The 25,396-nt window shown below is 70.6% G+C and carries 22 protein-coding genes; 11 read left to right on the top strand and 11 right to left on the bottom strand.

Annotated features, from left to right (window positions below; translation table 11 throughout):
* The 8 genes from EVJ50_RS09100 (at position 1) to EVJ50_RS09065 (ending at position 7,545) form a co-directional block, all read left to right on the top strand.
* Positions 1–408 (top strand): HEPN domain-containing protein, encoded by a 408-nt coding sequence (locus tag EVJ50_RS09100; RefSeq protein ID WP_150883584.1) that lies wholly within the window; start codon positions 1–3, stop codon positions 406–408.
* Positions 389–715, top strand: a complete 327-nt coding sequence (locus EVJ50_RS09095) for a nucleotidyltransferase domain-containing protein (RefSeq protein WP_225322872.1) — start codon at positions 389–391, stop codon at positions 713–715. Before EVJ50_RS09100 ends, EVJ50_RS09095 begins: the two co-directional genes overlap by 20 nt.
* 63 nt (positions 716–778) lie before the next feature.
* On the top strand, positions 779–1,702 hold the full coding sequence (locus tag EVJ50_RS09090) for an N-acetylmuramoyl-L-alanine amidase (RefSeq protein ID WP_150883582.1): 924 nt from the start codon (positions 779–781) through the stop codon (positions 1,700–1,702).
* An 83-nt stretch (positions 1,703–1,785) separates the two neighbouring features.
* Positions 1,786–2,916, top strand: coding sequence for a hypothetical protein (locus tag EVJ50_RS09085; protein ID WP_150883581.1), 1,131 nt, complete (start codon positions 1,786–1,788; stop codon positions 2,914–2,916).
* 87 nt (positions 2,917–3,003) lie between these two features.
* Entirely contained in the window at positions 3,004–4,272 is a 1,269-nt protein-coding gene (hisS, locus tag EVJ50_RS09080; protein WP_370455640.1) for a histidine--tRNA ligase, read from the top strand.
* A 31-nt stretch (positions 4,273–4,303) separates the two neighbouring features.
* On the top strand, positions 4,304–5,767 hold the full coding sequence (locus tag EVJ50_RS09075) for a nucleotide sugar dehydrogenase (protein ID WP_150883579.1): 1,464 nt from the start codon (positions 4,304–4,306) through the stop codon (positions 5,765–5,767).
* Positions 5,768–5,787: 20 nt separating this feature from the next.
* Positions 5,788–6,672 (top strand): glycosyltransferase, encoded by an 885-nt coding sequence (locus tag EVJ50_RS09070; protein WP_191964727.1) that lies wholly within the window; start codon positions 5,788–5,790, stop codon positions 6,670–6,672.
* A gap of 51 nt (positions 6,673–6,723) precedes the next feature.
* Positions 6,724–7,545 (top strand): glycosyltransferase, encoded by an 822-nt coding sequence (locus EVJ50_RS09065; RefSeq protein WP_150883577.1) that lies wholly within the window; start codon positions 6,724–6,726, stop codon positions 7,543–7,545.
* A gap of 5 nt (positions 7,546–7,550) precedes the next feature.
* Here the strand turns inward: EVJ50_RS09065 and EVJ50_RS09060 are convergent, their stop codons facing one another.
* Genes EVJ50_RS09060 through EVJ50_RS09035 form a run of 6 tightly spaced genes read right to left on the bottom strand, consistent with a single transcriptional unit; the run spans position 7,551 to position 15,634 of the window.
* On the bottom strand, positions 7,551–8,384 hold the full coding sequence (locus EVJ50_RS09060) for a glycosyltransferase (RefSeq protein ID WP_150883576.1): 834 nt from the start codon (positions 8,382–8,384) through the stop codon (positions 7,551–7,553).
* The gene (locus EVJ50_RS09055; protein WP_150883574.1) at positions 8,381–9,424 is read right to left on the bottom strand and encodes a glycosyltransferase; all 1,044 of its coding nucleotides are present in this window, start codon (positions 9,422–9,424) and stop codon (positions 8,381–8,383) included. Before EVJ50_RS09055 ends, EVJ50_RS09060 begins: the two co-directional genes overlap by 4 nt.
* The gene (locus tag EVJ50_RS09050; RefSeq protein WP_150883572.1) at positions 9,402–10,577 is read right to left on the bottom strand and encodes a glycosyltransferase family 1 protein; all 1,176 of its coding nucleotides are present in this window, start codon (positions 10,575–10,577) and stop codon (positions 9,402–9,404) included. Before EVJ50_RS09050 ends, EVJ50_RS09055 begins: the two co-directional genes overlap by 23 nt.
* Positions 10,577–11,926, bottom strand: coding sequence for a glycosyltransferase (locus EVJ50_RS09045; protein WP_150883570.1), 1,350 nt, complete (start codon positions 11,924–11,926; stop codon positions 10,577–10,579). The genes EVJ50_RS09050 and EVJ50_RS09045 overlap by 1 nt, the downstream gene beginning before the upstream one ends.
* A gap of 55 nt (positions 11,927–11,981) precedes the next feature.
* Positions 11,982–14,990 (bottom strand): glycosyltransferase, encoded by a 3,009-nt coding sequence (locus EVJ50_RS09040; protein ID WP_150883568.1) that lies wholly within the window; start codon positions 14,988–14,990, stop codon positions 11,982–11,984.
* Entirely contained in the window at positions 14,990–15,634 is a 645-nt protein-coding gene (locus EVJ50_RS09035) for a hypothetical protein (protein WP_150883566.1), read from the bottom strand. The genes EVJ50_RS09040 and EVJ50_RS09035 overlap by 1 nt, the downstream gene beginning before the upstream one ends.
* A 24-nt stretch (positions 15,635–15,658) precedes the next feature.
* On the opposite strand from EVJ50_RS09035, the gene EVJ50_RS09030 reads away from it, so the two are divergent.
* Both EVJ50_RS09030 and EVJ50_RS09025 read left to right on the top strand, forming a co-directional pair.
* A complete protein-coding gene (locus tag EVJ50_RS09030; protein ID WP_191964726.1) occupies positions 15,659–16,480 on the top strand; it encodes a sulfotransferase domain-containing protein in 822 nt (273 codons plus the stop codon).
* Positions 16,481–16,547: 67 nt separating this feature from the next.
* Positions 16,548–17,534, top strand: a complete 987-nt coding sequence (locus EVJ50_RS09025; RefSeq protein ID WP_150883564.1) for a hypothetical protein — start codon at positions 16,548–16,550, stop codon at positions 17,532–17,534.
* On the opposite strand, the gene EVJ50_RS09020 is transcribed toward EVJ50_RS09025, so the two are convergent.
* On the bottom strand, positions 17,531–18,637 hold the full coding sequence (locus EVJ50_RS09020; RefSeq protein WP_255452550.1) for a glycosyltransferase: 1,107 nt from the start codon (positions 18,635–18,637) through the stop codon (positions 17,531–17,533). The genes EVJ50_RS09025 and EVJ50_RS09020 overlap by 4 nt on opposite strands.
* Before the next feature lie 35 nt (positions 18,638–18,672).
* On the opposite strand from EVJ50_RS09020, the gene EVJ50_RS15215 reads away from it, so the two are divergent.
* Positions 18,673–18,795, top strand: coding sequence for a hypothetical protein (locus EVJ50_RS15215; RefSeq protein ID WP_255452549.1), 123 nt, complete (start codon positions 18,673–18,675; stop codon positions 18,793–18,795).
* Between the two features lie 51 nt (positions 18,796–18,846).
* Here EVJ50_RS15215 and EVJ50_RS09015 read toward each other — a convergent pair whose 3' ends face one another.
* The 4 genes from EVJ50_RS09015 to EVJ50_RS09000 all read right to left on the bottom strand — a co-directional run bounded on the left by EVJ50_RS09015 (position 18,847) and on the right by EVJ50_RS09000 (position 25,289).
* Positions 18,847–20,148, bottom strand: a complete 1,302-nt coding sequence (locus EVJ50_RS09015; protein ID WP_150883563.1) for a calcium-binding protein — start codon at positions 20,146–20,148, stop codon at positions 18,847–18,849.
* A gap of 283 nt (positions 20,149–20,431) precedes the next feature.
* Entirely contained in the window at positions 20,432–21,583 is a 1,152-nt protein-coding gene (locus tag EVJ50_RS09010) for an HlyD family secretion protein (protein ID WP_150883562.1), read from the bottom strand.
* Complete coding sequence (locus EVJ50_RS09005; RefSeq protein ID WP_150883561.1) at positions 21,583–24,537, bottom strand: ABC transporter transmembrane domain-containing protein; 2,955 nt, start codon at positions 24,535–24,537, stop codon at positions 21,583–21,585. The genes EVJ50_RS09010 and EVJ50_RS09005 overlap by 1 nt, the downstream gene beginning before the upstream one ends.
* The gene (locus EVJ50_RS09000; protein ID WP_150883560.1) at positions 24,534–25,289 is read right to left on the bottom strand and encodes a peptidylprolyl isomerase; all 756 of its coding nucleotides are present in this window, start codon (positions 25,287–25,289) and stop codon (positions 24,534–24,536) included. Before EVJ50_RS09000 ends, EVJ50_RS09005 begins: the two co-directional genes overlap by 4 nt.
* Positions 25,290–25,396: the final 107 nt, after the last annotated feature.

The raw sequence follows: 25,396 nt of genomic DNA, 5'->3' as shown, positions 1-25,396 counted from the left end.
ATGAACCGGGCTCCGGACTGGATTCACCAGGCCCTCGCCGACCTGGATCAGGCCTCGCTCAGCGCTGGGGCCGGTCATCACGAATGGGCGTGCTTCGCCAGTCACCAGGCTGTGGAGAAGGCCCTCAAGGCCCTGCATCTGCACCACGGTCAGCAGGTGTGGGGCCATGGCCTCGGGCGTTCCTTCCGCGATCTCCCGGATGGTGTCCGTGGCTCCCTGGCTGCTGCGGTGGTCGACCTGGAAGACCGGTTGAGGGTGCTTGACGCGCTGTACATCCCCACGCGCTGTCCGGATAGCCTTCCCGATGGTGCCCCAACCGATCATTTCGGTCGTCTGCAAAGCGACGACGCGATGAATCATGCCCGTGCGCTTGTTGACGCAATCGCTGATGCGATGGCCCGGCCCTGAGCAGGTGCTCGAGGCGGTGCGGCTCTGGGCGGCCGAGCGGAAGCGGGAGGTCGCTTCGCTTCGACAGATTGGCGTGTTCGGGAGTTACGGGCGCGGCACGGCCTCAGTGGGCAGCGACCTGGATCTGCTGCTGGTGGATGCCGCGGCCGAGGGCCCCCAGCACCAGCGCCTGCGCCGATGGCCATTGGAACGCCTGCCGCTCAGCTGCGACGCGCTCGTGCTCACGCCGGACGAGCTGCACAGCCTGCTGGCCAGTGGCAGCCGCATGGCGGCCGAGCTGAAGCGGGATCTGCGCTGGTTGGGTTGACGCTGGATCAGTGCCCGCACCCGCCTGCCGTTGCCAAGCTGCCAATGAGCCCTCCAGAGCGGCATGGCTCCCACGATCTACCTGCACTGGACCGCCACCCCCTACAGCTGGGTGCGCACCGGTCATTACCACTCGATCATCACAGGTGATGGCGTGGTGCACCGACTGCACGCCTACAGCGCCGATCTGCCCGCTCACACCTGGCGGGGCAACAGCAACAGCGTGGCACTGTCGCTGGCCTGCATGGGCGGCCGCCCCGATCCCTGGACCATCCCGCCCACACCCCAGCAGCTGACCGCCCTCTGCCGCGAGGCGGCATCGGTGGCCCGCAGCTGGGACTGGAGCGCCGAGCAGATCACGATCCAGACCGTGATGACCCATGCCGAGGCAGCCTCCAACCGCGATGGGCGCTGGCTGCACGAGAACTACGGCCCCATGGTGTGGGGCGGCACCGGCGAACGCTGGGATCTGCTCCAGCTGGAGAAGGGCGGGCCGCTCGATGGCGGCGACCAGCTGCGGGCGCGCATCCGCAGCCTGCTGGCTGGCAAAAGTGAAGCCTCCGCTGAGGAGGCAACACCCACCAGGGAGGCCCTGGTGTTCCGGCGTGAGGCCACCATGCAGGCCGATGGCCAGCCTCTGGCGGTGTGGATCGATGCCAACGGCACCTCCTGGGGCCTGGCGGCCGATCTGCTGGCCCGCTACGAGATTCCCTCCCTCTGGGATGCCAGCCACCGCCGCATCCTCATCGGCGCCCTCGATGTGGCCCCCGCCTACCGGGACGATGCGATCCAGGACTCCATCGGCTGGCCCCTGTTCGAGATGAGCCTCCAGAGCGCCACCGCGCCGGTGATCCTGCGCGGCATCCTTCGCCCGCAGGCGGCGGGTCAACCGGCCCGGGCCTGGTGCCGGGTGCTCGAGTTCGCTGAGGAGTTCGGCATCAGCGTGCGCTTCGATCCCTTCGCCCTGCTCGCTCGCCGCGGCGGTTAGGACCCGCTGATCGCGCAGGCACCGCACGTTTTGACCCCACTGTGAACCGCTCGTAAGATCCCGGGCCATTCGGAAATGGGTTCATGCCGAGCTGGCTGCGCAACTTCATCAGCACGCCGGCTCCGCAGGCGGAGACCACGTCACAAGGAAGCGCAACCAACCAGTTGGACACCCTCAGCGCTCTCAAGCTCTTCCACGACGCGGAAGCCGGTGTGGACACCGTGGCCCTGTTCGGCCAGCCCTCCACCGCCGACGACGGCTGGGTGATGAACTGCCCGGCGAGCGAGGTGCTCGAGGGTGACCCGCGCCTGCTCCCCTTTGAGCTGCTGCTTCCGGCCACGGATGTGCACGCCCGTGTGCCCTTGCGGCCGCAGTGGCTCGACAAGGTGCCGGAGCTTCGGCCGGAGGAGCTGCCGCAAGACGACACCGATCAGACCGTTGAGGAGAACGCGTCAACGGAGGACGCAGCTGACGCATCCGCCGAAGCGGCGGCTCCTGCCGAGGAGATGTCCCCCCGGGAGCAACTGCAGAACCGAACAGTTCACCTGCACCGCCGCAGCATCGGCCTGGCCATGGCGGAAGCGGATGCCGCCGCTGAAGCGCAGGATCCACTGCGCGAGTTCGCTGCTCTCGAGCAGGCCCTGTCGGTCACCCTGCGCCTGGTGCCCCTGCTCAGCGACAGCAAGGCCAGCACCCAGGCCCTCGCGGCGGCTGGCAACCGCTACAACCGCATCCAGAAGCTTGCCGTGGCCCAGGCCAATGCCGCCCGTGAGGCGAGCGACCAAGCCACCTCCTTTGCCTGGATGGCGCGGATTGCCCCCATCAGCCGCCAGCTGAGCGGCCTGCTGCTGGATCCGGGCCTCACCGCACGCACCCGCCAGGCCGCGGTGAACCAGCACGTGCGCGCCACCAGTTCAGCCATGGCCCTCGCCAATCAGGCCCGCGACGCGGGGCAGGATCCGGAATGCCTCAACTGGCTGGTCAAGGCTGCCTCCCTCAGCCTCTCCCTGCTGGATCTTCTCAAGGAGATCGGCGGCAGCGCTGAGGATCTGACCAAAGCCCGCACTGCGGCCCTGAATCAGCACCGTCGCCTGTTGCAGCAATCGGTGAAGCAGGCGAATGCAGCGGCGAACGAATCCAACGAGCAAGCGGCATCCGCTCTCTTCGCCCAGGCCGCTGCCGCGTCCAAAACGCTGCTCAGCCTGATGGCCTGAAGCGGGCCACCAGAGCCCGCCCGGCTGGCCGGCACACTGGGCCCTCGCCGCAGGGAGCACGTGAGCCGGGTTCGCAGTCTCAGGGGCATGGTGGATCTGCTGCCCGAGCCGCTGGCCCTCTGGCAGCACGTGGAAGCCACCGCCCGTGCCCATTTCCGCCGGGCCATGGTGCAGGAGATCCGCACGCCTCTGCTGGAGGTCACCGAACTCTTCGCGCGCGGCATCGGTGAGGCCACCGATGTGGTGGGTAAGGAGATGTACACCTTCCTCGACCGCGGCGAACGCTCCTGCACCCTGCGGCCGGAGGGCACCGCTTCGGTGGTGCGCGCGGCGCTCGAGCATGGTCTGCTCAGCCAGGGGCCCCAGCGGCTCTGGTACAGCGGGCCGATGTTCCGCTACGAGCGGCCTCAGGCCGGCCGCCAGCGCCAGTTCCATCAGATCGGCCTGGAGCTTCTGGGGCAGGCCTCGCCCCGCAGCGACGCGGAAGCCATCGCCATCGCCTGGGATCTGCTGCAGGACCTCGGTGTGCAGGGCCTGGCTCTCGAGATCAACAGCCTCGGCGCTCCCGAGGATCGCCAGGCCTACCGCCAGGCCCTGGTGGCCTGGCTGCGCCAGCGGGCCGAGGCCCTCGATCCCGACTCCCGCCAGCGCATCGACACCAATCCCCTGCGCGTGCTCGACAGCAAGGTGCCCGCCACCCAGGCCCTGCTCGCCGATGCTCCCACCCTGCTGGAGGCCCTCGGGCTGGAGAGTGCGGCCCGCTTCGGCCAGGTGCAGGCCCTGCTGCAGGAGTTGGCCATCCCCTTCCGCCTCAATCCCCGCCTCGTGCGCGGGCTCGATTACTACAGCCACACCGCCTTCGAGATCACCAGCGATCAGCTCGGCGCCCAGGCGACCGTCTGCGGTGGCGGCCGCTACGACGGCCTGGTGGAGCAGCTGGGTGGCCCGCCCACCCCGGCCATCGGCTGGGCCCTGGGGATGGAGCGCCTGCTGCTGCTGCTCAGCCAGCAGCAGACCCAGCCGGTAGAGGCCTCCGCGCCCCAGGCCTGCGTGCTCAGCCGCGGCGCGGCCGCCGAAGCCCGGGCCCTGCAGCTGGCCCGCCGGGCCCGCTCCGCAGGCCTCCGCGTGGAGCTCGATCTCACCGGCGCCGCTTTCGGCAAGCAGTTCCGCCGGGCCGACCGTTCCGGCGCCCGCTGGGCCCTGGTGATCGGCGAGGAGGAGGCCGCAGCGGGCCGCGTGCGCCTCAAGGATCTGCGCGGCGAGGATCCCGAGCAGCTGCTGGAGGCCGCAGCGGCGATCGCCCGGATTCAGGCCACCCAGCCGCCTGCAGGCGGCGGCACAGCCAAGCTCGCGTAAGGTCCTTCACGCCTCAGGACGGACCGGTTCGATGGATCACGCCCCCAATGCCGTGGCCACCCCGATCCGCAGCATCTGCTGCATCGGTGCCGGCTATGTGGGCGGGCCAACCATGGCGGTGATCGCCGATCGCTGCCCCCACGTGCAGGTCACGGTGGTGGACCTCAACGCCGCCCGCATCGCCGCCTGGAACGACCCGGACCTCTCCCGGCTGCCGGTGTACGAGCCCGGCCTCGATGCGGTGGTGGGCCGGGCCCGCGGCCGCAACCTCAGCTTCAGCACTGCGGTGGATGCGGCCATCGCGGAGGCCGACATGGTGTTCATCTCGGTGAACACCCCCACCAAGACTCGCGGTCTCGGCGCCGGCCAGGCCAGCGACCTGCGCTGGGTGGAGGCCTGCGCCCGCCAGGTGGCCCGCTGCGCCCAGGGCCACACGATCGTGGTGGAGAAGAGCACCCTGCCGGTGCGCACCGCCGAGGCGATCCGGGCGATCCTGGCCGCCGCCGAACGAGAGAGCGAGGGGCCCACCCCCAGCTTCTCGGTGCTCTCCAACCCCGAATTCCTGGCCGAGGGCACGGCCATCAGCGATCTGGAGCAGCCCGATCGGGTGCTGATCGGCGGCGAGGATCCGGCCGCTGTGGAGGCCCTCGCCGGCCTCTATGGCGCCTGGGTGCCGCCCGACCGCATCCTGCGCACCAACGTGTGGAGCAGCGAGCTCTCCAAGCTCACCGCCAACGCCTTCCTGGCCCAGCGCATCAGCTCGATCAACGCCATCGCCGCCTTCTGCGAGAGCAGCGGCGCCGATGTGCAGGAGGTGGCGCGCGCCATCGGCACCGACAGCCGCATCGGCCCCAAGTTCCTCAAGGCCGGCCCCGGTTTCGGGGGCAGCTGCTTCCAGAAGGACATCCTCAACCTCGTCTACCTCTGCCGCCACGAGGGCCTTGATGAGGTGGCCCACTACTGGGAGGCGGTGGTGACCCTCAACACCTGGCAGCAGCACCGCATCGCCCGGCTGGTGGTGAACCGGCTCTTCGGCACGGTGACGGGCAAGCGCCTGGCGATCCTCGGCTTCGCCTTCAAGGCCGACACCAACGACACGCGCGAATCGCCCGCAATCCGCATCGCCGGCGACCTGCTGGAGGAGGGCGCCCAGCTGGCCATCCACGATTTCAAGGTGCCGGCCGAGCGCATGGCGGCCGACCTGGGCCTGGAGCCAACCCCGCCCGACGCGGGCGGCGGTCCCGGTGCGGCGGCCCTCAGCGGCGAAGGGGCCTGGTGGCCGGCCGCCAGCCCGGAGGAGGCGGTGGCGGGCGCCGATGCAGCCCTGATCCTCACCGAGTGGCAGGCCTACAGCGCGCTCGACTGGGCGGCTCTGGCAAGCCGCATGCGCCAGCCGGCCTGGGTGTTCGATGCCCGCGGTGTGGCCGATGCCGCCGCCGTGCAGGCCGCCGGGCTGCGCCTCTGGCGTGTGGGCCAGGGGGAGAGCGCTCCCTGAGGGACGCGCACCACGCCCTGGTGATCGCCTGCTTCGGCGCGCTGCCGCAGGCGTTCGAGCAGCAGCTCCAGGGGTTGCGCCGCGGCGCCGGGCTGGTGCTGCTGGTGGACAACAATCCCCGGCCGGCTCTGGCGGAGCGGCTGGACCCGGCGGCGACGGGCCCGGCCGGGGAGGGGCCGGAGGGGTTCGGTGCGCTGGAGATCCTCTGGAACGGCAACCGGGGCGGCCTGGCCGGCGGCTTCAACCGCGGCGTGGAACGCGCCCGGGAACGGGGGGCCCGCTGGATCACCCTGCTCGATCAGGACAGCACGCTGCCGCCCGGGGGGCTCGCGGCCCTGCGCCGGCCCTGGAGCCTCTGGCCCGAGGGGCGCTGGCTGGTGGGGCCCCAGGTGATCGATGCCCAGCGGCGGCAGCGCCATGGCCGCTGGCAGCCCTACGGGCAGGAGGCCGAGGGTCTCGACTGCACCCGCCATCTGATCAGCTCCGGCACCACCTTTCTCGCCCGCGACTGGCCCCTGCTCGGGCCGCTGCATGAGGGGCTGTTCATCGATTACCTCGATCACGACTGGTGCTTCCGCGCCCAGGCCCGCGGTTTCGTGCTGCTGCAGAGTCGGGCGGTGGCGCTGCAGCAGCAGTTCGGCCGCCCCCATCCCAACCCCCTCTGCCGGGCCTGCGGCATGCAGCTCTACAGCCCCCTGCGCCACTACCACAGCCTGCGCAACCTGCGCTGGCTGCTGCGCCAGCCCCACATCCCGGCGGATCTCAAGGCCAAGGAGCTGCTGAAGATGCTGCTCAAGCCCTGGTGCTGGCTCGCCTTCGAGCCCGATCGGCGCACGCAGGCCCGCCTGCTGCTGCGGGCCCTGCGGGCGCCCCTGCCGGGGCCGGCTCCAGGCGCGGCCGCCTGAGCGAACCGCCATGCCCCCCCGCCGGAGCCCCTGCCCGCCTACAGCGTGCTCATGCCCCTGGCCCCCTGGGAGCCGGAGCCGGTGCTGCGGCTGGCCCTGGAGAGCCTGCGCCGCCAGGTGCCCGCGCCGGCCGAGGTGGTGATCGCCTGCGATGGGGCCCTGCCCGAACCCCTGCTGGCCCTGCTGCAGGCCTCCGGCCTGCCCCTGCGGCGGGTGCCGGGCCCCGGCGGGGAGGGGGTGGGGCCGGTGCTGGCCCGCGGCCTGCGGGCCTGCTCCCACGAGTGGGTGCTGCGGGCCGATGCCGACGACATCAGCCGTCCGCAGCGGGCCCGCCGCCAGCTCAGCCAGCTGCTGGCCCGACCCGAGCTGGCGGCCATGAGCGCGCCGCTGCCGGAGTTCATCCGCAGCCCCGAGGCCCCGATCGCCCAGCGGCCGGTGCCGCTGGGGCCGGCCCTGCTGCGCCGCCGCAGCCGCTGGCGCAACCCGCTCAACCACCCCTCGGTGATCCTGCGGCGCTCCCGCGTGCTCGCCGCCGGCAACTACCGGGCCATGCCCGGCTTCGAGGACTACGACCTCTGGCTGCGACTGCTGCGCCGGGGCCCCTGCCTCGACAACCTGCCCGAGCCCCTGGTGGATGCCCGGGTGGGGGCGGCCCACCTGCGCCGCCGCCATGGCCTGCGCTACGCGGCCCGGGAGCTGTGCTTCCTCGCCACCTGCCTGCGGGAGGGTCTGCTGCCCTGGTGGGCCGTGCTGGCCCAGGTGGGCCTGCGCCTGCCCCTGCGGCTGCTGCCCATCGCCCTGCTGGAGCGGATCATGGCCGGCCCCCTGCGCAGCGGCCCCCTCGGCAGCGGCCCCGCAGGCCCGGTGCCCTGAACGGGTCAGGCCGGCCCCGTCACGACGTCCAGGAACGGCGATGGCAGCGGCCGGCTGGGGCTGGTGGCCCGCGCCGCCACGTTCGCCAGCCGGGTGGCGCTCCAGGCGGTGAGCGCCAGCAGCCGCTGCCGGCGCGAGGGCAGATGAGGCCGGAACAGGCGCTCCACCGCCCGCACGCTGCGCAGCCGCGCGGCGGAGAGGGAATCGGGATGGAGGCGGTAGGCCATCAGCGGTTCGGCCAGGGTGGCCAGCTGCGGCGGCCGGGCCGAGGCGAACAGCCGCAGCCACAGCCCGTAATCCTCATGGCGCTCCGCCCGGAAGCCCTCCGCCAGCAGCTCCCGGGCGGCCATCACGCTGGAGAGGGGCAGCACGTTGCCCCGCAGCAGCGTGCTGAAGCGCACCCCCGCCGGCGGGATGCGGGTCTCGAGGATGCGCAGGTCGCGGGCCCGGAAGCGGTGGTAGCCGGTGATCGAGAGATCGCAGCTCCCCCGCTGATGCAGGGCCAGCTGCCGCTCCAGCTTCTCGGGGTGCCAGAGATCGTCCGCATCGAGGAAGGCGATCCAGGCGGTGCGGCAGGCGGCGATGCCCAGGTTCCTGGCCAGCCAGGGGCCCGGCGCGTGCGGCAGCCGTTCGGCGGGCACATCCAGCAGCACAAAGCGCCGGTCCTGCCGGCAGAACCCGGCGGCCACCGCCCGCGCCACCGGCCGCGAGCCGTCGTTCACGAGCACCGCCCGCCAGCGCCGCTCCGTCTGGGCCAGCAGCGAGCGGCAGGCCTGCGGCAGCAGGGCCTCCTGGTCCCGGAAGGGCACCACCACGCTCACCAGCGCCTCCCCGCTCATGGCGCCCCACCCCCCGCCGGCAGCAGACCCGGCAGCCAGGGAGCCCGGGCGCTGGGCTGATCGAGCACGTGGCGGGCCTGGGCCAGTGCGAGGGCGCGACGACGCGGCTCGTCGGCCGCCAGGCGCTCGCAGGCCGCCAGCAGGGCGGCATCATCCAGCTGCTGCCACTGCAGCGCCTCGAATCCCTCCCACAGGGGCCAGTGCCCCAGGATCGGCACCACGCAGCCCGCGGCGATCGCCTCCAGCTGGGCGATGCCGAAGGATTCGTAGTCCGATGGGATCAGCACCAGCCGGCTGCGGCCCAGTTCCTGGCTGATGCGGCTCCGCTCCGGGGCCAGCAGCACTGCCATGCCGGCCGGCGGCGCCAGCGGCCCGACGGGCCGCGAGGGCAGAATCGCTCCGCAACGCAGCCGGCTCCGCTGCGCCAGGGCGATGAACCGTCCCCAGCCCTTCTGCAGGGTGGGCCGCCCCACGAAGAGCAGATCGATCGAGCGCTCACCGCTTGCGGTCCCTGCCGGCTGCAGGCACTGCTCCAGCCCCCGCCGCACGTCGGCCGGCAGGCCGTGGCTGGAGAGGCGGCAGTGGGCGCCGCGGCCCGCCTGCAGCAGCTGCTGCTCGTGCGGGGTCTGCACGTGCACCGTCACCCCCAGCCGCTGCAGCACCTTCAGAGCCAGCTGGGCCAGCCGGGCCCGGCGGCTGTGGCGCACGGTGGCCGGGTCATGGAAGCTCGGCAGCCAGGCCACAGGGCGCCGCGGATGCCGCAGCCGCTGGCTCAGCACCAGCCTGTAGGCCCAGGCCACGTTGCAGCCGATCACCACCAGCCGGTCGCCTTGCCGCAGCCGATGGGTGGGCCGGCTGCCCGGCAGCGGCGCCCCGCTCTGGCCGCGGGCGATCAGGGTGGCGCTGCCATCGGGGCCGGCCCGCTGCACGATCTCGCAGCCCAGCCGGTGCAGGCCGCCGAGCTCGGGGAACCCGCTCGGCCGGTAGGCCAGCACCAGGCGCGCGCCGCTGGCGGGCTCAGCCGGCGAGGGTGCGGCCATAGACCTCGGCGGTGTCCGCGGCGGTGCGCTGCCAGCTGAAGCGGGCCGCCTGCTCCAGCGCCCGCTGGCCCAGCAGGCGGCGCTGCTCGCTCGAGCCCAGCAGCCGGGCCATGGCCGCGCTCAGCTCGCCGGCACTGCGGGGATCCACCAGCAGCGCCGCCTCCCCCACCACCTCCGGCAACGAGGAGGTGGCGCCCACGATCACGGGAGTGCCGCACTGCATCGCCTCCAGCGGCGGCAGCCCGAAGCCCTCGTAGAGGGATGGGTACACGAACACATCGGCGCACGAGTAGAGCAGCGCCAGATCGGCGTCGGGGATGTGACCGGTGACGGTGATCGCCTCCGACTCGCTGCTGGTGCGGATCCGTTCGGTGAGGGCGGTGGTTTTCCAGCCCATCGAGCCCGCCAGCACCAGGCGGACGCCCTCTGCCGTCCCGCTCTGCCGCAGCGCCTCAAAGGCGTCGATCAGGGTGGTGAGGTTCTTGCGGGGCTCCAGCGTGCAGAGGCTCAGAATCACCTGCTCCCCCTCCCGGATCGCCAGCGCCCGGCGGTGGCTCTCCAGCCGGGCCGGATCGCGCACGGGCCGCAGCTCCGGCGAGGCCGCCAGCGGCGTCACATGCACATGGCTCTCCGGCACCACCCGGTTGAAGCGCAGGAAGTCGCGCCGCGTCGACTCCGAGACGCAGATCACGTGATCGCCCGCTTGGAGCAGGTCGATCATCTCGCTGAAGTGGCGGATCGTCTCCTCGGTGAAGAACTCCGGGTGGATGCGCGGCAGCATGTCGTGCACGGTCACCACCACCGAGCCGATGCCGCTGCGGCGCACCTCCGGCGGCACCGACTGGAACGGCGTGTGAAACACGGTGTTGGCCCGGCTGCAGCGGGCCAGGGTGCTGTCGAAGTTGCGCTGGGCCACGGCCCGCATCCGTCCGGAGCCCAGCAGGCGGCGGTAGAGGGGCTTGAGCACCCGTTTCAGGCGTGTGCCCGGATCCGGCAGCCGCGGCGCCGGCCCGCCGGCGGGCCGCTGGCCCAGGGTCAGGCCGCTCGCCGCCTCCAGGGCCTCCAGTTCCGCCCGCACCGATCCGGCCAGCAGCGGGTCGGGGCAGTAGGGGTGCAGCTGACCGATGTGGCCGCCCTGCACCAGCGCCAGCATCAGCTGGCTGCCGTAGCGGTAGATCCCCCCCGCGAGACGCTGGCCCGGTTGGCCAGCCCCAGGATCAGGCTGTCGAACACCACATGCAGCTGGGCCGGATCGGCCGGCGATCCGGCCTCGGGCCCGCCGGCGGGGGCCATCCGGCTCAGGGGCGGCAATTCGGCCAGGGCCGCCGCATCGCTGTCGCCGGCTGCCCCTCCATCGCCGCTGGCCTCCAGAGGCGCGGCCCGCAGGCTGTCCGCCAGGGAGCGCAGCGGCGCGGTGGCCTTCCAGGTGCGGCTCTGGCGCAGGGCCTCCAGATCCCGCAGCGCCAGGGAGGCTCGCAGCTCGGCGTCGTTCAGCTTCAGCTGCAGGCCGCGGAGCTGATCGCGGTGCCGGGCGGCGGCATCCTCCTGCTGGCGCCCGAGATCGGTGATCGCATCCCGCTTCTGATTCACGAGATCCTCCAGGTCCCGGATCTCACCGCGCAGCCGCTGGATCGTCTCGAAGAACAGACGCCCCTCCTGCACGGCCCAGTGGGCCAGGTTCGTGTCCGCCAGCGCCGCCAGGCCGCCGCTGGCGCTGATCTCCCCGGCCAGCCGCTGCAGGTCGAAGTGGTCCACGGCATCGCCGCGGGTGCTCTTCTCGTCGTGCACCCCCGACACATCCGAGGCGTAGTACACCGGCCGGCCCAGCTGACGCTGGATCTGCAGGCAGAGGTCGATGTCCTCCCCGCAGACCCGGAAGCTCTCCCGGAAGCGGATGCCGAGGAACACCTCCCGCGGCAGCACCATCAGGGCGCCGGTCACGGCCGGGATCGGGCCCGACTCCATCGCATCGAGCCCCTCGGCATCGATCAGGCCGGGCAGCTGATCCGGCCGCAGCCGGTTGTAGGGCAGGCCGCCCGGTGAGAGGAGCAGGCCGGCATGGGTGAGGCGGCCATCCGAGCCCCGCAGCCGGCCTCCCAGCAGGGCGATCTCCGGATGGGTCTCCAGCAGGTGGATCGCCCGGTCGAGGCTGCCGGGGTCGAGCTCCACGTCGTCGTTGATCAGCACCAGCAGCTCGCCGCGGGCCTGCTCCGCCAGCCGGTTCATGTTGCGGGCGAAGTGATATGGCTCCCGCAGGGCCACCCGCAGCGTCGGCGCGCCGGTCTCCGCCTCCTCCCGGCGGCGCAGCAGTTCCTCCAGCTCCTCCTCGCTGCCATTCCACGACAGCAGCACCTCGTCGGCCTCACCCCAGTGCAGCCGGGCCCGGCTCAGGCTGGCGAGCATGCGCTCCAGCAGAGCCGCGGTGCGTGAGATCACCAGGCAGGAGAGGGTCGGCGCGTCCCTCGCCGCAGGCGGCGTGGCGGCCTCGGCAGGGAGGGTCATGGCTCACCACATCGGGCCAGGCAAGGTTGCCACGCACCCAGCAGGGCTCCCAGCTTCAGGACTCCGGCCAGGCGGCCTCCTGCAGGCCGGTCGCCAGGGGCAGCTCCAGCCAGGGGTGCCGCTGCTGCAGCCGGCGGCTCACGGCCCGCAGGCTCCGCTGGGTGCGGGTGGCCAGCATCGAGGCCCCGTGGCAGTGGTAGTGCGCCAGCCGCTGGGGGCAGATCACGCCGCCGTAGCCGGCCTCGATCAGCTTGCACCAGAAGTCGAAGTCCTCCCAGCCCTCGGGGATGTGGCTGTAGCCCCCCACCTCCCGCCAGGCGCTGCGGCGGATCAGGGCCATGGCATCGATCGTGTTGCCCTCCCGGAAGCAGTGCCGCTGCCAGCTGGCCGCCCCCAGCAGGGCGCGCTGCTCCTCGGGCCGGTCCCCTCCGGCCAGCACCTGCAGGATCGGGTGCACCACGGCGATCTCCGCCGGCACCCGCCGGGCCAGCGCCACGCAGCGGGCCAGGGCCTCGGGTTCGAGGCTGTTGTCGGCATCGAGCACGAAGCACCACGGTGCGCGCGCCGCCGCGAAGGCGCTGTTGCGGGCCGAGGCCAGGCCGCCGTTGACGGCATGCCCCAGCAGCTGCGCGCCGGTGAACCGCGGGCCTCGGGCCTCCAGCCAGCGCTGGGTCACCGCCCGGCCGGCATCGCTGGAGGCGTCGTCCACCACGATCAGCTCCACCGCCTCCAGGCTCTGGCCCGCCGCGCTCTCCAGTGCCGTTTCAATCCGATCGGCGTAGTTGTGCAGGCTGATGCAGAGGCTCACCTCGGGTGTGCCCTCGCGGCCGCCCTGCCAGAGCCGCTGCAGCTCCGGCTCGGGCGTGCTCACCTCCGCCATCGGTGGCCCTCCCCGTGCCCGCCAGCGCAGCTCCGCCGCGAGCTCATCGGGATGGAGCGGCGGCCGGAACAGCTGCGGCGGCAGCCAGCCGGACCGGGCTTCCGCCGGCCCCTGCAGGGCCGTCCAGGCCGCCAGGCGGCGCTCCTCCTCCGTGGGGTCCAGCCGCACCAGTGAGAGGCCCTGCCGCGTGGCCCCGTTCAGCCAGCCGGCCAGCAGGCGGGCGTCCTCGCTGCCGTTCAGCTCCAGCTGATCGAAGCGGGGCAGGCCCCACAGCGGCGGTGCGAGGGCCTCCTCCCACTCCCGGCCGGCCGTGCCGAGGATGAGCGGCCCATCGCCGATGAGGGCGGCCTCGGCCGGCGCCAGCCCCAGCCGCCGGCAGGCGGCGTCGGCATCGCCGAGGCGGTTCAGCCAGCCCGATCCCGCCTGCTGACCCGGCGCCAGAGGGTGGGCCGCTACCCCCAGGCGCCGCAGCCGCTGGCGCACGGCTGCGGCCCGCACCAGCACATGGGCCCCCCGGCTCCAGGCCAGCAGGGCATTGCTGTCCACAGCCTCCGGCAGGCGCGGCGGCAGCAGCAGCACCAGGTCCGGCGCCCCGCCGCCGGCCTCCTCCCAGGCCCGGCTGTTCTGCTGGCGCCAGGGCAGGCCCTGTTCGCCGCTCCAGCCGAGGCCGGCCGGCAGCCACTGCAGCCAGGCGTGGACGGGCCAGGCGTTGGGATCGGCGCCCGGTGTGTCGAGCCGCCCCGGAGGCCCCGGTGCGGGGCGTTCCGCCAGCAGCGCGTCCAGCTCCGCGAAGCCGCCCGCCTCGAGGCCACCGATCCGCGCCAGGTCGCCGGCGGGGATGCCGCCATGGATCCAGCGCCGCAGCGTGGCGCTGGCGGCGTGCAGATCGCCCCCCGCCAGCACCGACGCCGCGGCCCCCCAGGGGTGGAGCCCCACCGGGCGCGCCTGCCGCCAGAGCGCCGGCCGTTGTGGATGCCCGTCCAGCCAGGCCGGATCCACCAGGCCCGAGGGCGGGATGGCCCGCTCCAGGCCCGTGAGCAGGAAGTGGCGCAGCGGTGCCCCCTCCACCGCCAGGCCCCGCTCCCGGCAGGCCCGGTCGTAGGCCGCCGGATCGAAGAACGGGTGGGGGGAGAGCCCGTCGCGCCAGCCCCGCCACCAGTAGTGGCAGAGGGGATCGTGATCCGCCGGCAGCTCCGGCAGCTGGGCCCGGTAGTGGGCGGCATCGAACCAGGCGCCGGGCTCGGCCCGGGGCACCAGCCGCGAGCGCTGACGGATCAGCACCGCCCGCAGCGGCGGCCGCCGCGTCCCGTGGCGCCAGGCCGAGAGCGGCAGCGTGAGCGGCTGGGGCCGGCGGCGCAGCTCGTGCAGCAGTGAGCCGCGTTCGCGGCGGCCGTCGGCGACGGCCAGCAGCTGCCGCTCCAGCCAGCGCAGGTTCGGATGGATGGGGATGGCGGTGCGCAGGGTGCGCCGGCTGCGGCGGTGTTCCGGCCGGATCCGGCCCAGGGCCGCCTCCAGCTCGGCCGGCTGCGGCTCGCGCCCGTGCAGGGCGCTGAACAGCCGCCGCAGCTGCGTGGCGGCCGCCTCCGGGCCGGCGGCGGCGAACCAGCGGCTGTAGTGAAGGATGTGGAGCGGCAGCCCCTCGCTGTTGAACAGGGCCTGGCTGTTGTGCCGCCACCAGAGCTGCTGGGCCCGCCAGGGGGTCATGCCGGCGGCCGCCGCGTCGCGGTGCACCAGCGACACCATCACCTCGGCCGGATCCCGCAGGCACAGGATCGGGCGCAGCGGCAGACCGATCGCCGCGGCCTGCTGGCGCCAGAGGGGCAGCAGCATCGTGGTGCGGGGATCCTTGATCGCCCAGGGCCCGCTCTGCCGGGCCGCCTGCTCGAGCAGGATCCGGTGCAGGGCCTCGCCGCAGCGCTGGGTCTCGGGTCGCTCCAGCCAGTCCTCCGGCAGGGGCAGGGCGCCGTTCTGGGAGGGCCACCAGCGATCGAGGGCGATCAGCAGCTCCTCCTGCAGGGCCACCACTTCGCCGTGCTCGAAGTAGCCCTCCGGGTTGTGGCGGTCGGCTTCGATCAGGGGGCCGGGCAGGGGGATGCCCAGGGCGGGCAGCAGCGAGCCCAGCAGGGAGGTGCCCGAGCGGTGCATGCCGATCAGCAGCACCAGGGGAGGGGTGGCCTTTGCCATCAGGTCTCCGCAGCCGTGGCCGGCACGCTGCCGGGCTCGTCGCCGTAGAGGCGCTCCTGCCAGGCGCTCCAGCGCGGGTTCACCGCCGCGATGCGGCGACGGTCCGCCGGGCTGAAGGCCGTAGCGGCGGGATCGCCTGAGCCGCTGCCGGCGCCATCCGCCAGGGTCCGGTTCTCCCGCGGAGGGGTCTGCAGCTCGGGCGTTCCCGCCGGCAGCTCGGGCAGCAGCAGTCGGTTGAAGTCGTGCCGAAGGTGCTCCAGTCGGAGCGCCGTCACCTGCTCGTCCACCCCGAAGTAGGCCAGCCACCAGTCGGCCGCCACCCACACCCCTCCCAGCCGCAGGGAGTAGAAGAGGCCGCTGCGCACCGGCGCGAAGTCCAGACCCGGCAGGCCCATGCGCTGGCGCTTGTGCCGCCAGTCGCTCAGCAGCCAGGCCTCCAGCCGCCGGGCGGTGATGAAGCGGCGCCGCGATCCCGCCCGCCAGCAGCCGCGTTCCTCCCGCAGGGTCACCGAATCGTGCTTGGCCCGGGTGTCGTCCGGATCCACCGCCACACCCGGCACCTGCAGCTCCCGGAAGAGCCGCGTCATCGAGGTGCCGCCCGTCTTGGGCAGATGCAGCCACAGAAACCGGTCGGCGATGATCACGGGTCCGGAGGTGCGGGAGCGGTCATGGCGGCAGGCGGACTCAGGCGCTGGCTGCAGCGGTCCGCCGCTGGGTCAGTCTCCCAGCCCACCGATCGCCGGCCCCTGGTGGATGTGCTCGGTCTGGGCGCCCAGCGCTGCGGCACCACCACCCTCCAGACCCTGCTCTCCCGGCATCCGGGGCTGTTCCTGCCGGCCTTCAAGGAGGTCCATTACTTCTCGCTGCACTACGACAAGGGGCACGACTGGTACGCCGCGCACTACAGCGGCGCCGCCCCCGGCCAGCTGCGGGGCGACATCACGCCCTATTACCTGTTCCATCCCCAGGCCCCGGCCCGCATCGCCGCCACCGTGCCGGGCGCCCGGCTGATCGTGCTGCTGCGCGACCCGGTGGAGCGGGCCCTCTCCCAGTACGGCCACAGCCGCCGGCTCGGGCTGGAGCCGCTGCCGCTTGAGCAGGCCCTGGCAGCGGAGCCCACCCGCCTGGCGGGGGCCGAGGCTCGCCTGGCCGCGCCCGGAGGCCGCGACCGCTCCCATCAGGAGCACAGCTACCTGAGCCGCAGCCGCTACGGTCCCCAGCTGGCCCGCTACGAGGCGCTGTGGCCACAGGAGGCGATGCTGCTGCTGCGCAGCGAGGATCTCTTCGCCGAGCCGGAGCTCAGCTGGCGGCGCATTCAGGCCTTCCTGGCACTGAAGGAGCATCCGTTCCCGGGCCCCCTGCCCCGGGCCAACGCCGCCGGCAACACCCAGCTCGAGCCCAGCGCTGCCCTGCGCGCCTGGATGCGGGAGCAACTGGAGCCCACCTACGCCCTGATGGAGCAGCGCTACGGCCTGCGCTGGCCCAGATGAGCCGCACCGGTCGAGGACGAATGGCGAGAGCTGGAGGATCGGCAGAGCTGTCCGCCGGATTGATGCCATGACCTCAGCCGAGCCTGCTGCCAGCGACGTGACGCCTGCCGCCAGCCGACCCGCGGCCACGCGGCCGGTGCTGCTGCGGGTGGCGATCCCCCACCACTACAGCCGTGGTGCGAAGGCGACCGGCTACGGATCCACCCGCAGCGATCAGGCGGTGCACCGTGTGCTGGCCCTGAGCCGTTGCCTGGGGGGCGTTCTGGGCCTGGCGCGGGGCGAGGTCGAGCAGATGCTGGAGGTGACGAGGCCGCAGCTTCTGAGCACGGGCCGCCCGTCGTACCCCGCCACACGGCTGGCCGGTATCCAGGTGGAGCTGCACGTGTTCGTCTCGGGAGACAACCGGCTCGCGGACGTGCTGGAGGCCTTCCGCGGCCGGCTCACGCTGCATGAGGTGGAGCTGGAGGACAGCCTGCATCTGCCCAGGGCCGCCCGTGATTTTCTGCTGCAGCACGAGCAGCCGGCGGATCTGCACTGCTACCTCGAGGATGATCTCGTCATCCACGACCCCCTGTTCGTCGACAAGGTCAGCTGGTTCCTCAACCGCACCGCGCATCAGCTGGCACTGATGCCGCACCGCTACGAATGCACCGACGACCCCGCGATGCCGCGCCTGTATGTGGACGGGCCCATCGCGCCTGACTTCCTGCGGCGCTTCCAGACCCCACAGCCCCGCGTCGCCACGGGGCGGTTCTGGGATGGCAATGAGGTGAGCTTCGATGTGGCCAGTAATCCCCATTCCGGCCTGTTTCTGCTCAGCGAACCCCAGCGCCAGCGGCTGCGCGGGCGGGGGGTGGCGGATGAAGGATTCGTGGGGCCTCTGGAAACCGTGGCCACCTACACCGTGCTCCAGCACATGCCGGTGGTGAAGCCCAGCTGGGACTGCCGTCAGTTCCTGCTGGTGGAGCATGCGCATCGCTCCTATGTGGCCTGGCGGGATCTGTTGCTGCGTCGAGGCGACGCGGCAGCGCAGGGTGCAGGCGAGAGGACTTAATCCGGCAGGGCCCGATTGGCCACGAGATCCATCAGAGCCAGTTGGCGCGGCAGGCAGGTGCGCAGATCAAAGCGGGCCTGAATCGTCTGCCGGGCCGCACGGCCGAGCTGCTGCGCGAGCGCGCGGTTCTCCAGCAGATCCGACACGGCGCTGGCCAGATCACCCGGCTTGAAGAAATCCACCAGCACGCCATTGTGGCCATCGCGGATCACCTCCTCCACCGGCGCGGTTCGGGATCCCACCACGGCGCAGCCGCAACTCATGGCCTCCAGCAGACTCCAGCTGAGCACGAAGGGATAGGTGAGATACACATGGCAGGCGCTGAGTTGCAGCAGACGCGTGAAGGCGTGATGGGGGATGTTGCCGATGAAATTCACTCGGCTGGGGTCATAGTCGCCTTCGATCTCCTTGAGAAACAGCTCTTTCCATTCCCCCTCCGGACACGGCCGGCCGTAACTCACGCCGCTGGTTTCTCCCACCACCACGATGCGTGCCTCCGGCTGCAGACGCTGCAGCTCGGGCAGGGCGCGGATGAAGGTGTGGCAGCCGCGATAGGGCTCCAGGCGTCGGTTCACAAAGGTGACGAGGCGATCACCGGGCTCGAGTCGAATCGAGTGTCCCAACTCCAATGGAGCCGGGTCCGGATTGGGGCAGGACTGGGAACAATCGATCCCGTCGTGGATCACACTCAGGCGCTGCTGATAGGGCTGGGGAAAGCTGCTGCGCTGGAAGGTGGTGGGCGTGATGTTCCAGTCCGCTTCACCGAACATCAGATGGAGATAGGCATTCTTCATCTGGATGCGGCAACCGGTTTCCCAGTCGCGCTCCGCTGAGGGCCACTCCGGATCGAATCCGACATCAAAGCCCTCCGTGTTGTACCAGAACTCCTGGTAGCAGAGCATGGGCGTATCGGGCCAGACGTGCTTGAGAAACAGCCCTTCTCCCCAGCCGGGGTGCACACAGATCAGATCGGGTCTCAGGCCCTGATCCCGCAGCGTCTGAGCGGCGGCGGCACAGGCCTCGCCGCGGATCACCTTGGTTTCGGTTTCCAGCACCAGGTCGTGAATTCCGGGCGTGTTGCCCCGAGCCGGGGCGTAGCGCACGTGGTGGAAGCTCTCCGGCAGCGCTTCGCGGGGGGATGGATGCCCAGACCGATGCAGCGGTGCCCGCCGGCCTCGCAGAGATTGCGGATGATGTGCCGGTACTGGCCGGGCATCTGCTGATGCACGAAGAGAAGATCCATGGATGCTGCCAGCAATAAAAAAGCCCCCCTTTCGGGGGGCGAGGTTGGTTCAGAGAGACTGTCGTTGTCTCAGGCGACGGTGAAGTCGCCACCAACGATGTTGCCTGCAGCGGCTTCACGGAACAGCAGGTCGCCCTGGTTGAACTCCTTCTGGCTGTCGTTCACCCACATGTAGGTGCCGGCGATGCCGCCGGACGGGGTGAGGTTGGCCACGGTGAATTCGTAGGCCCGGATCTGTGTGGTGGAGGAACCGAGGATGGCGAGAGCATCCAGGGCCGTCTTCAGCTGGCTGAAGTTGTCAGCAGCGAAGGCACCCAGAGCGGCGACGGTCACGGCTGCACCGCCGTAGCTGCCACCGGCCAGGGTGTCGACAACAGCGGTGATGTCGATCTGGCTGGCGCCGAGAGCACCGGAGACGCTGTCGAAGGTGCGGGTGGTGCCGGAGGTGACGGCAGCACTGTCGCTGACTTCGTTGATGAGGTAAACGTCGGAGCCGGCGGACACGGTGAAGGAATCCGCGCCGGCACCACCGGTGATCGTGTCGTTGCCGGCACCACCGTTGAGGATGTCGTCGCCGGCACCACCCACGACGGAGTCATCGTCGCCACCGGCACTGATGGTGTCGTTGCCGGCGTTGCCACGGAGCAGGTCCTTGCCGCCGCCGCTGGTCATGGTGTCGTTGCCGTCACCACCGATCAGGGTGTTGTCGCCGCTGGTGAAGGCGTTGAGGATGTCGTTGCCGAGGTCACCACTCAGGTAGGCCGCGTCGGTGGAGGCAGCACCGTCACCGTTGAAGTTCAGGGTGTCAGAACCCTGACCACCGAACAGCGAGAAGGCGCCGAAGGTGCGGGTGCCACCGCCGGCGGCGCCGACGTTGATCACGTCGTTGCCCTTGTTGCCGTTGACCTTGCTGGATTCGAAGGAGCCAACGAAACCAACAGCCGTGGAGTAGTTGATGGTGTCGTTGTTGTCACCACCTGCCACCGTGGAGTTGGCGGCGCTCACAGGGGTGGGGACGGGAACAGCCAGGCCGTTACCGAAGTTGATGATGTCGGCACCGAGGTTGCCGTTGATCAGAGCGTTGGTGAAGGGGCCATCAGCGTTGATGGTGTCGTTGCCGTCACCGCCGGAAATGGTCGACTCAGAAGCACCCTGAGCGATCGAGATGGTGTCACTGTCCTTATTGCCATTCACGGTGCTGGGACCGGTCAGCAGGTTCGCGATGACGATGGTGTCGTCGCCCTGGCCGCCACGAATGGTTTTGGTGGGAACAACCCCGGTCTGGGGGGAGCTGAAGGTGATCGAATCACCAGCCTGCTGACCGCCGACGTAATCTTCGCCGAACTCGTTGACGGCGTTCAGGACGTCCACTCCATCGGTCCCGATGAAGTCGACACCATTAGCGCCGGTAATGGTTTGAAAAGCCAAGGTTCCTGGATGAAGGGGAGTCGTGGTTATGCTAGGTGTTCGGGCGAACCGCAGTCAACCTTCACACTTTGCAAATGGGTAATCGCTGACGACCTCGACGGAGATCCGCTATACCCATGAAAAGGTAGTCATAGACATGCTTCTGGCCCCTCCTTCGAGGCCAATTCCGCGACCTGCACAGCCATTCCCGCTCTGGCTTGAAGTGGCATGACCGAGGCGTTTTGCTTCAGAGCTGGCGCAGGGAGTCGGCCTTGTCCTTGAAGTTGCTGAGCAGCAACTGCAGGTAGCTCACTTTGCGCAGCTTGATATTCGCGGTGAGACTCATGCCCACCTGAAGCGGCAGCTGCGTGCCGCTCCTGAGCTTGAGTTGCTGGCTGGCCAGTTCGATCGTGGTGGGGAAGCGGGGCTCCTGACGGCCCGTCTGGGGATCGGGCGGCAGGGCATCGGAGCCGATGCGGGTCACGGTGCCCTCCAGCACGCCGAAATCGCTGGCGGGGAAGGAGTCGATGCTGATGTCGGCCGGCATGCCGGTGCGCACGAAGCCGATCTGATTGCTCGGCACCTCCACCCGCGCCTCCAGGGCGCCGAAGGGCACCACCTTCATCACCGTCTCGGTGGTCTGAGCGGCGTAGCCGATTCCGGTCGGCCGCAGGTCGAACACCACGCCGTCCACGGGAGAGCGCAGGGCCTGGTAGCGCAGGGTCACGTTGGTCTCCGCCAGTTGTCCCCGCAGGTCGGTGAGCTCGGTGTTGAGCTGCTTCATGGCCTGGTTGAGGATCGCCGTCTGGCGCAGCCGGTCGACCCGGCTCTGCATCAGGCGGCCCTGGGTCTCCTGCACCTGGTTCTGCTGCTGCAGGTACTGGAGTTCGGCTGACGCGCCCTCACGGGCCAGGGTCTCGAGCCGGCTCAGAATCTCCTGATCGAGGGTGAGATTCTTCTCCAGCATCCGTACCTCCTCCTGGTTGAGCTCCAGATAACGGCGCAGCTCCTCCTGTTTGAGGGCGAGTTCATTGGTCTTGAGGGTGATGTTCCGCTCCAGGGCCTTGCGCCGCTCCTCGCTGGCCTCGTTGTCGAGCTGGATCAGCACCTGGCCCTGGCTCACCTGGTCGCCGTCCCGCACGAGGATCTTCTGGGCCACGCCACCCACCGGCAGGGTGATGTCCTGCACGGTGTCGATCGGCTCCAGCTTGCCCGGGGCCACCACGATTTCCTCGGTTTTGGCCAGGGCGAGCCAGCCCACGCCGAAGGCGGTGGTGGCCACCAGGCTCCAGGTGACCGTGCGCATCCAGAGCCGGCTCTGCTGCAGCAGGCTCTCGTCGTGATGGGTGCTCACACTCGCCTCGGCCGGAGCCTGGGCGGAATCGCTGCGGCGGATCATCACGACACCTCCTGCTGGCGGAACAGGGCGAAATAGCGGCCCTTGCGGGCGATCAGCTCATCGTGGCTGCCGCTTTCCACCACGGCGCCCTGATCGAGCATCACGATCAGATTGGCCCGCCGGATGGTCGACAACCGGTGGGTGATGAAGAACACGGTGCAGTCGTGCAGGCTGTCGAGCAGGTTGTCGCAGACCCGGCGTTCGGTGTCGTAGTCGAGCGCGCTCGTGGCCTCATCCATCACCAGCAGCTTGGGGCGACCCAGCAGGGTGCGGGCGATGGCGATGCGCTGACGCTGGCCCCCGCTGAGATTGGCGCCCCGTTCGCCCACCTGGGTGCTGTAGCCGCTCGGCAGCTCCATGATGAAGTCGTGGGCGCAGGCCGTGCGGGCGGCCGCGATGATCTCCTCGCTGCCGGCCTCCGGATTGGTGAGGGCGATGTTCTCGGACACGGTTCCGGTGAACAGCAGCGGGTCCTGCGGCACGATGCCGATCTGGCGGCGCAGCGAGTAGAGCTCCACCTTGTCGATGTCGTAGCCATCGAGCAGCACCCGGCCCTCACGCGGGTCGTAGAGCCGCGGCAGCAGTTTCATCAGGGTGCTCTTGCCGCTGCCGCTCTGGCCCACCACCCCCACGAAGGTGCCCGGGGCCACATCGAGGGAAACGTGACGCAGCACGTCCGGCTGACCCAGCTGGAAGCTGAAGCTCACGTTCTCGAAGCTCACGTGCCCGCTCACGGGGGGCAGAGGAATCTTGCTCTGGTCGGTTTCGCCGGACTCCTGCGGTGTGTCGATCACATCGGCCAGGCGCTCGAACGAGACCCGCAGCTCCTGGATGCTCTGCCAGATGCCCGAGAGGCGAAGCAGGGGCTGGGTCACGTAGCCGCTGATGATGCGGAAGGCGATGAGCTGACCGAGTGTGAGCTTGCCGTCGAGCACCATGGCGGCACCGACCCAGAGCACCAGGAGCTGGGAGATCTTCTGGAGCACCTGGCTCGTCTGGTTGAGGGCGGTGCCGGTGATCGTTTTCTCGAATGTGCGTGAGATGTAGCGCGCGTAGCGCTCCTGCCACTTCCAGCGGCTCACCATCTCCACGTTCTGGGCCTTCACCGTCTGGATGCCGGTGAGCACCTCCACCAGATGGCTCTGGGTGCGGGCGTTCTCCTCGGCGGCCTGGCGGAACTGGCGGCGGAACAGCGGAGCACCCAGCAGGGTGAGGCCGATCTGAATCGGCAGCACCACCAGGGCCACGATGGTCAGGATCCAGCTGTAGAGCGCCATCACCACGATGTAGATCACCGAGAAGGCGGCATCGAGGATCGTGGTGAGCGCCTGGCCGGTGAGGAAGTTGCGGATCTTCTCCAGCTCCGCCACCCGTGTGCCCAGCTCCCCCACGGGCCGCTTGTCGAAGTAGTTGAGCGGCAGACGCAGCAGGTGATCGATCACCTCGGCTCCCAGCCGCTGGTCGATGCGGTTGGTGGTTTCCGTGAACAGGAAGGTGCGCAGGCTTCCGAGCACGCCTTCGAGAAGGGTCACTGCCACTAGGGCGATGCCCAGCACCTGCAGCGTGTCAAGGCTGCGCTGGCTGATCACCTTGTCGATGATCACCTGGATCAGCAGCGGGTTGGCCAGGGTGAAGAGCTGCACCACGAAACTGGCGGTGAGCACCTGGATCAGCACGCCCCGGTAGCGCTTCAGGGCCGGCCAGAACCATCCCGGCCCGAAGGCCTGGTCCGGCGTGGCATTGGAGCGGTCCACAAGGAGCAGCTCGATGCCGTCGGGGAAGGCCTCCGCCAGCTGAGCGGGCCGGAGGGTCACGAGCCCCTCCCGCGGCGAGGCCAGGGTGAGGCTGTTCTGATGGCTGCTCACCACCAGGGCGAACCCTCCCTTCCAGGGCAGCAGCGACGGCACCTGCAGGCGGGTGCCGAGCTGGGCCGGCACCTTGCCGGTCATCACATGCAGGCCGAGGCCGGCGGTCAACTGGCCGATCGATTGCAGGGTCGGCGTCTGGCCCCGGCGGAGCTGGTCCTGCACCACCTTCTCGATGGCGTCACGCCGGAAGGGCAGCTTCATCAGCTGGGCCAGCATCTGAAGGCAGGCGAGGGTCTCCTGAAGCGGACCCCTGCCGCGGATCACCTTGAGATCCGTGATGGCATTCCGCTCGGGGCTGAAGCGGCTCACCGGCGGCAGCAGCTCGCCGGCCGACTCCTGTACCAGCGGGGCCTCGCCGCTGTCGCCTGGGCCCGTGGGTTCGGGTTCGCCTTCGGGTTCCTCCTCGCCCTCGATCCGCTCCAGCAGGGCCTCGGGCAGGCTGATCAGGCGGGTCGCGAAGGGGCCGGAGCGTTGCGGCAGCCCTGTCGGACTCACGGGCTGACCGGGGTCAAGCCCCTCCCAGCAGGACGCCATCAGCACCCGCCGTCCGTCGGTCCCGGCCGCGCTGACCGCCTCGGCGCTGCAGGGAATGAGTGCCGCGCTGGTGATGGCCTCTCGCACATGCCGCAGCGCCGAGCCATCGCTGCGGGGGGAGCGGCCCACAACGGCCTCCAGCAGCGCTGCCACCTCCTGGGGCCAGAGCTGCTGGTTGCACCACTCCCAGAACGGCGCTTCGGTGCGGTAGAGATCGGCCCAGAGAGCGTCGGGGATGGCGGCCGCCAGCAACGGTGACGCCGCCGTGATGTGCTCGCAGGCCCCGCCCCTCAGCAGGCTGGCCGCCCCGAGCAGGCTTCCCGGACCGAACTTGCCGATGGTGGTGAGTCGCCCCCGGTCTCGGCCCACGAGCCGGGCCTGGCCCTCCAGCACCAGCAGGATGCGCCCGGGGATGCTGCGGCCGTCCACAAGCTGCTGGCCCAGCTGAAAGCGCTGCAGCGAGGCCTCGGCCTCCAGGCGCTGGAGCGGGGCCTCGCCGAGACCGCTGAAGGCGGGATGCTGCCGCAGTGGAATGGTGGGGGACTGGGTCATTCCGATGGGCTGGGTGGGGTGGCCGCCACGAGAGCGCTCAATGTACGGGTGGTTTCCTCATTCACCCACTCCTCGAACAGCTCCTGGCCCATCTGCTGGGCGATCGCGGGGGTGAAGCTGGCCGGGGCGTAGCGCTCCAGTCGCACCACCAGCCACCAGTCCGCCACGGGAAACGGTTCCAGGAGGGTGCCCTGCTCGCAGGTGCGCAGCTTCTCGGCGAGGGTCGGATGCGCCTGGGTCAGGGCCACCGGGCCGACGATGCCGTTCGTGTTGCGCTCACTGCCCTGGGAATGGTGGGCCGCCAGATCAGCGAAGTTGGCCTCTCCGGATTCGATCTGCAGGTAGAGCTCCTGCGCCAGAAAGGGATCCTTGAGGCGCAGCAGGCTGTAGACCACCCGGTCGAGCTGGTTCTTGCGGGCCAGGAAGCGGGCTTCCGCCTTCGCTCCGAAGCGCTCCTGGGCGGCCCGAGCCACCAGGACGGGTCGCAGCAGCAGGGTGGTGGCCTCCTCCTCGCTCAAGCCGCTGCGTTCCAGATGCTGGCGCCACTGCTCCGGCGTGGTCAGTCCGCGACCCTGCAGCAGGCCCTGCCGTGCCTGGGTCTCCTCGTCGTCCGTGAGCTGGATGCCCTCGATCGCTCCCGCGATGACCAGCTGCTGCACCAGCTGACGCAACAGCCCCTGCTGACGCACCAGTCGGAGGCCGTCGCTTCCCAGCACCGTCTGCAGATCGGGGAATGACGGCGCGTTGTTCATGCCGGGGGCGAACCTCGCGGGAGCTTAGGCAGGCAGCTCTGGAGGGCCCAGCTTGCCTGGAGCGAGGCAGGTGATTGACCAGTGGTGGCTCGATAGGGCAATCTCAC

It is taken from the genome of Synechococcus sp. RSCCF101, assembly GCF_008807075.1.
Taxonomy (GTDB): domain Bacteria; phylum Cyanobacteriota; class Cyanobacteriia; order PCC-6307; family Cyanobiaceae; genus RSCCF101.
The sequence above is the reverse complement of the archived record's forward strand: the minus strand, read 5'-3'. Positions and strand labels throughout refer to the sequence as shown.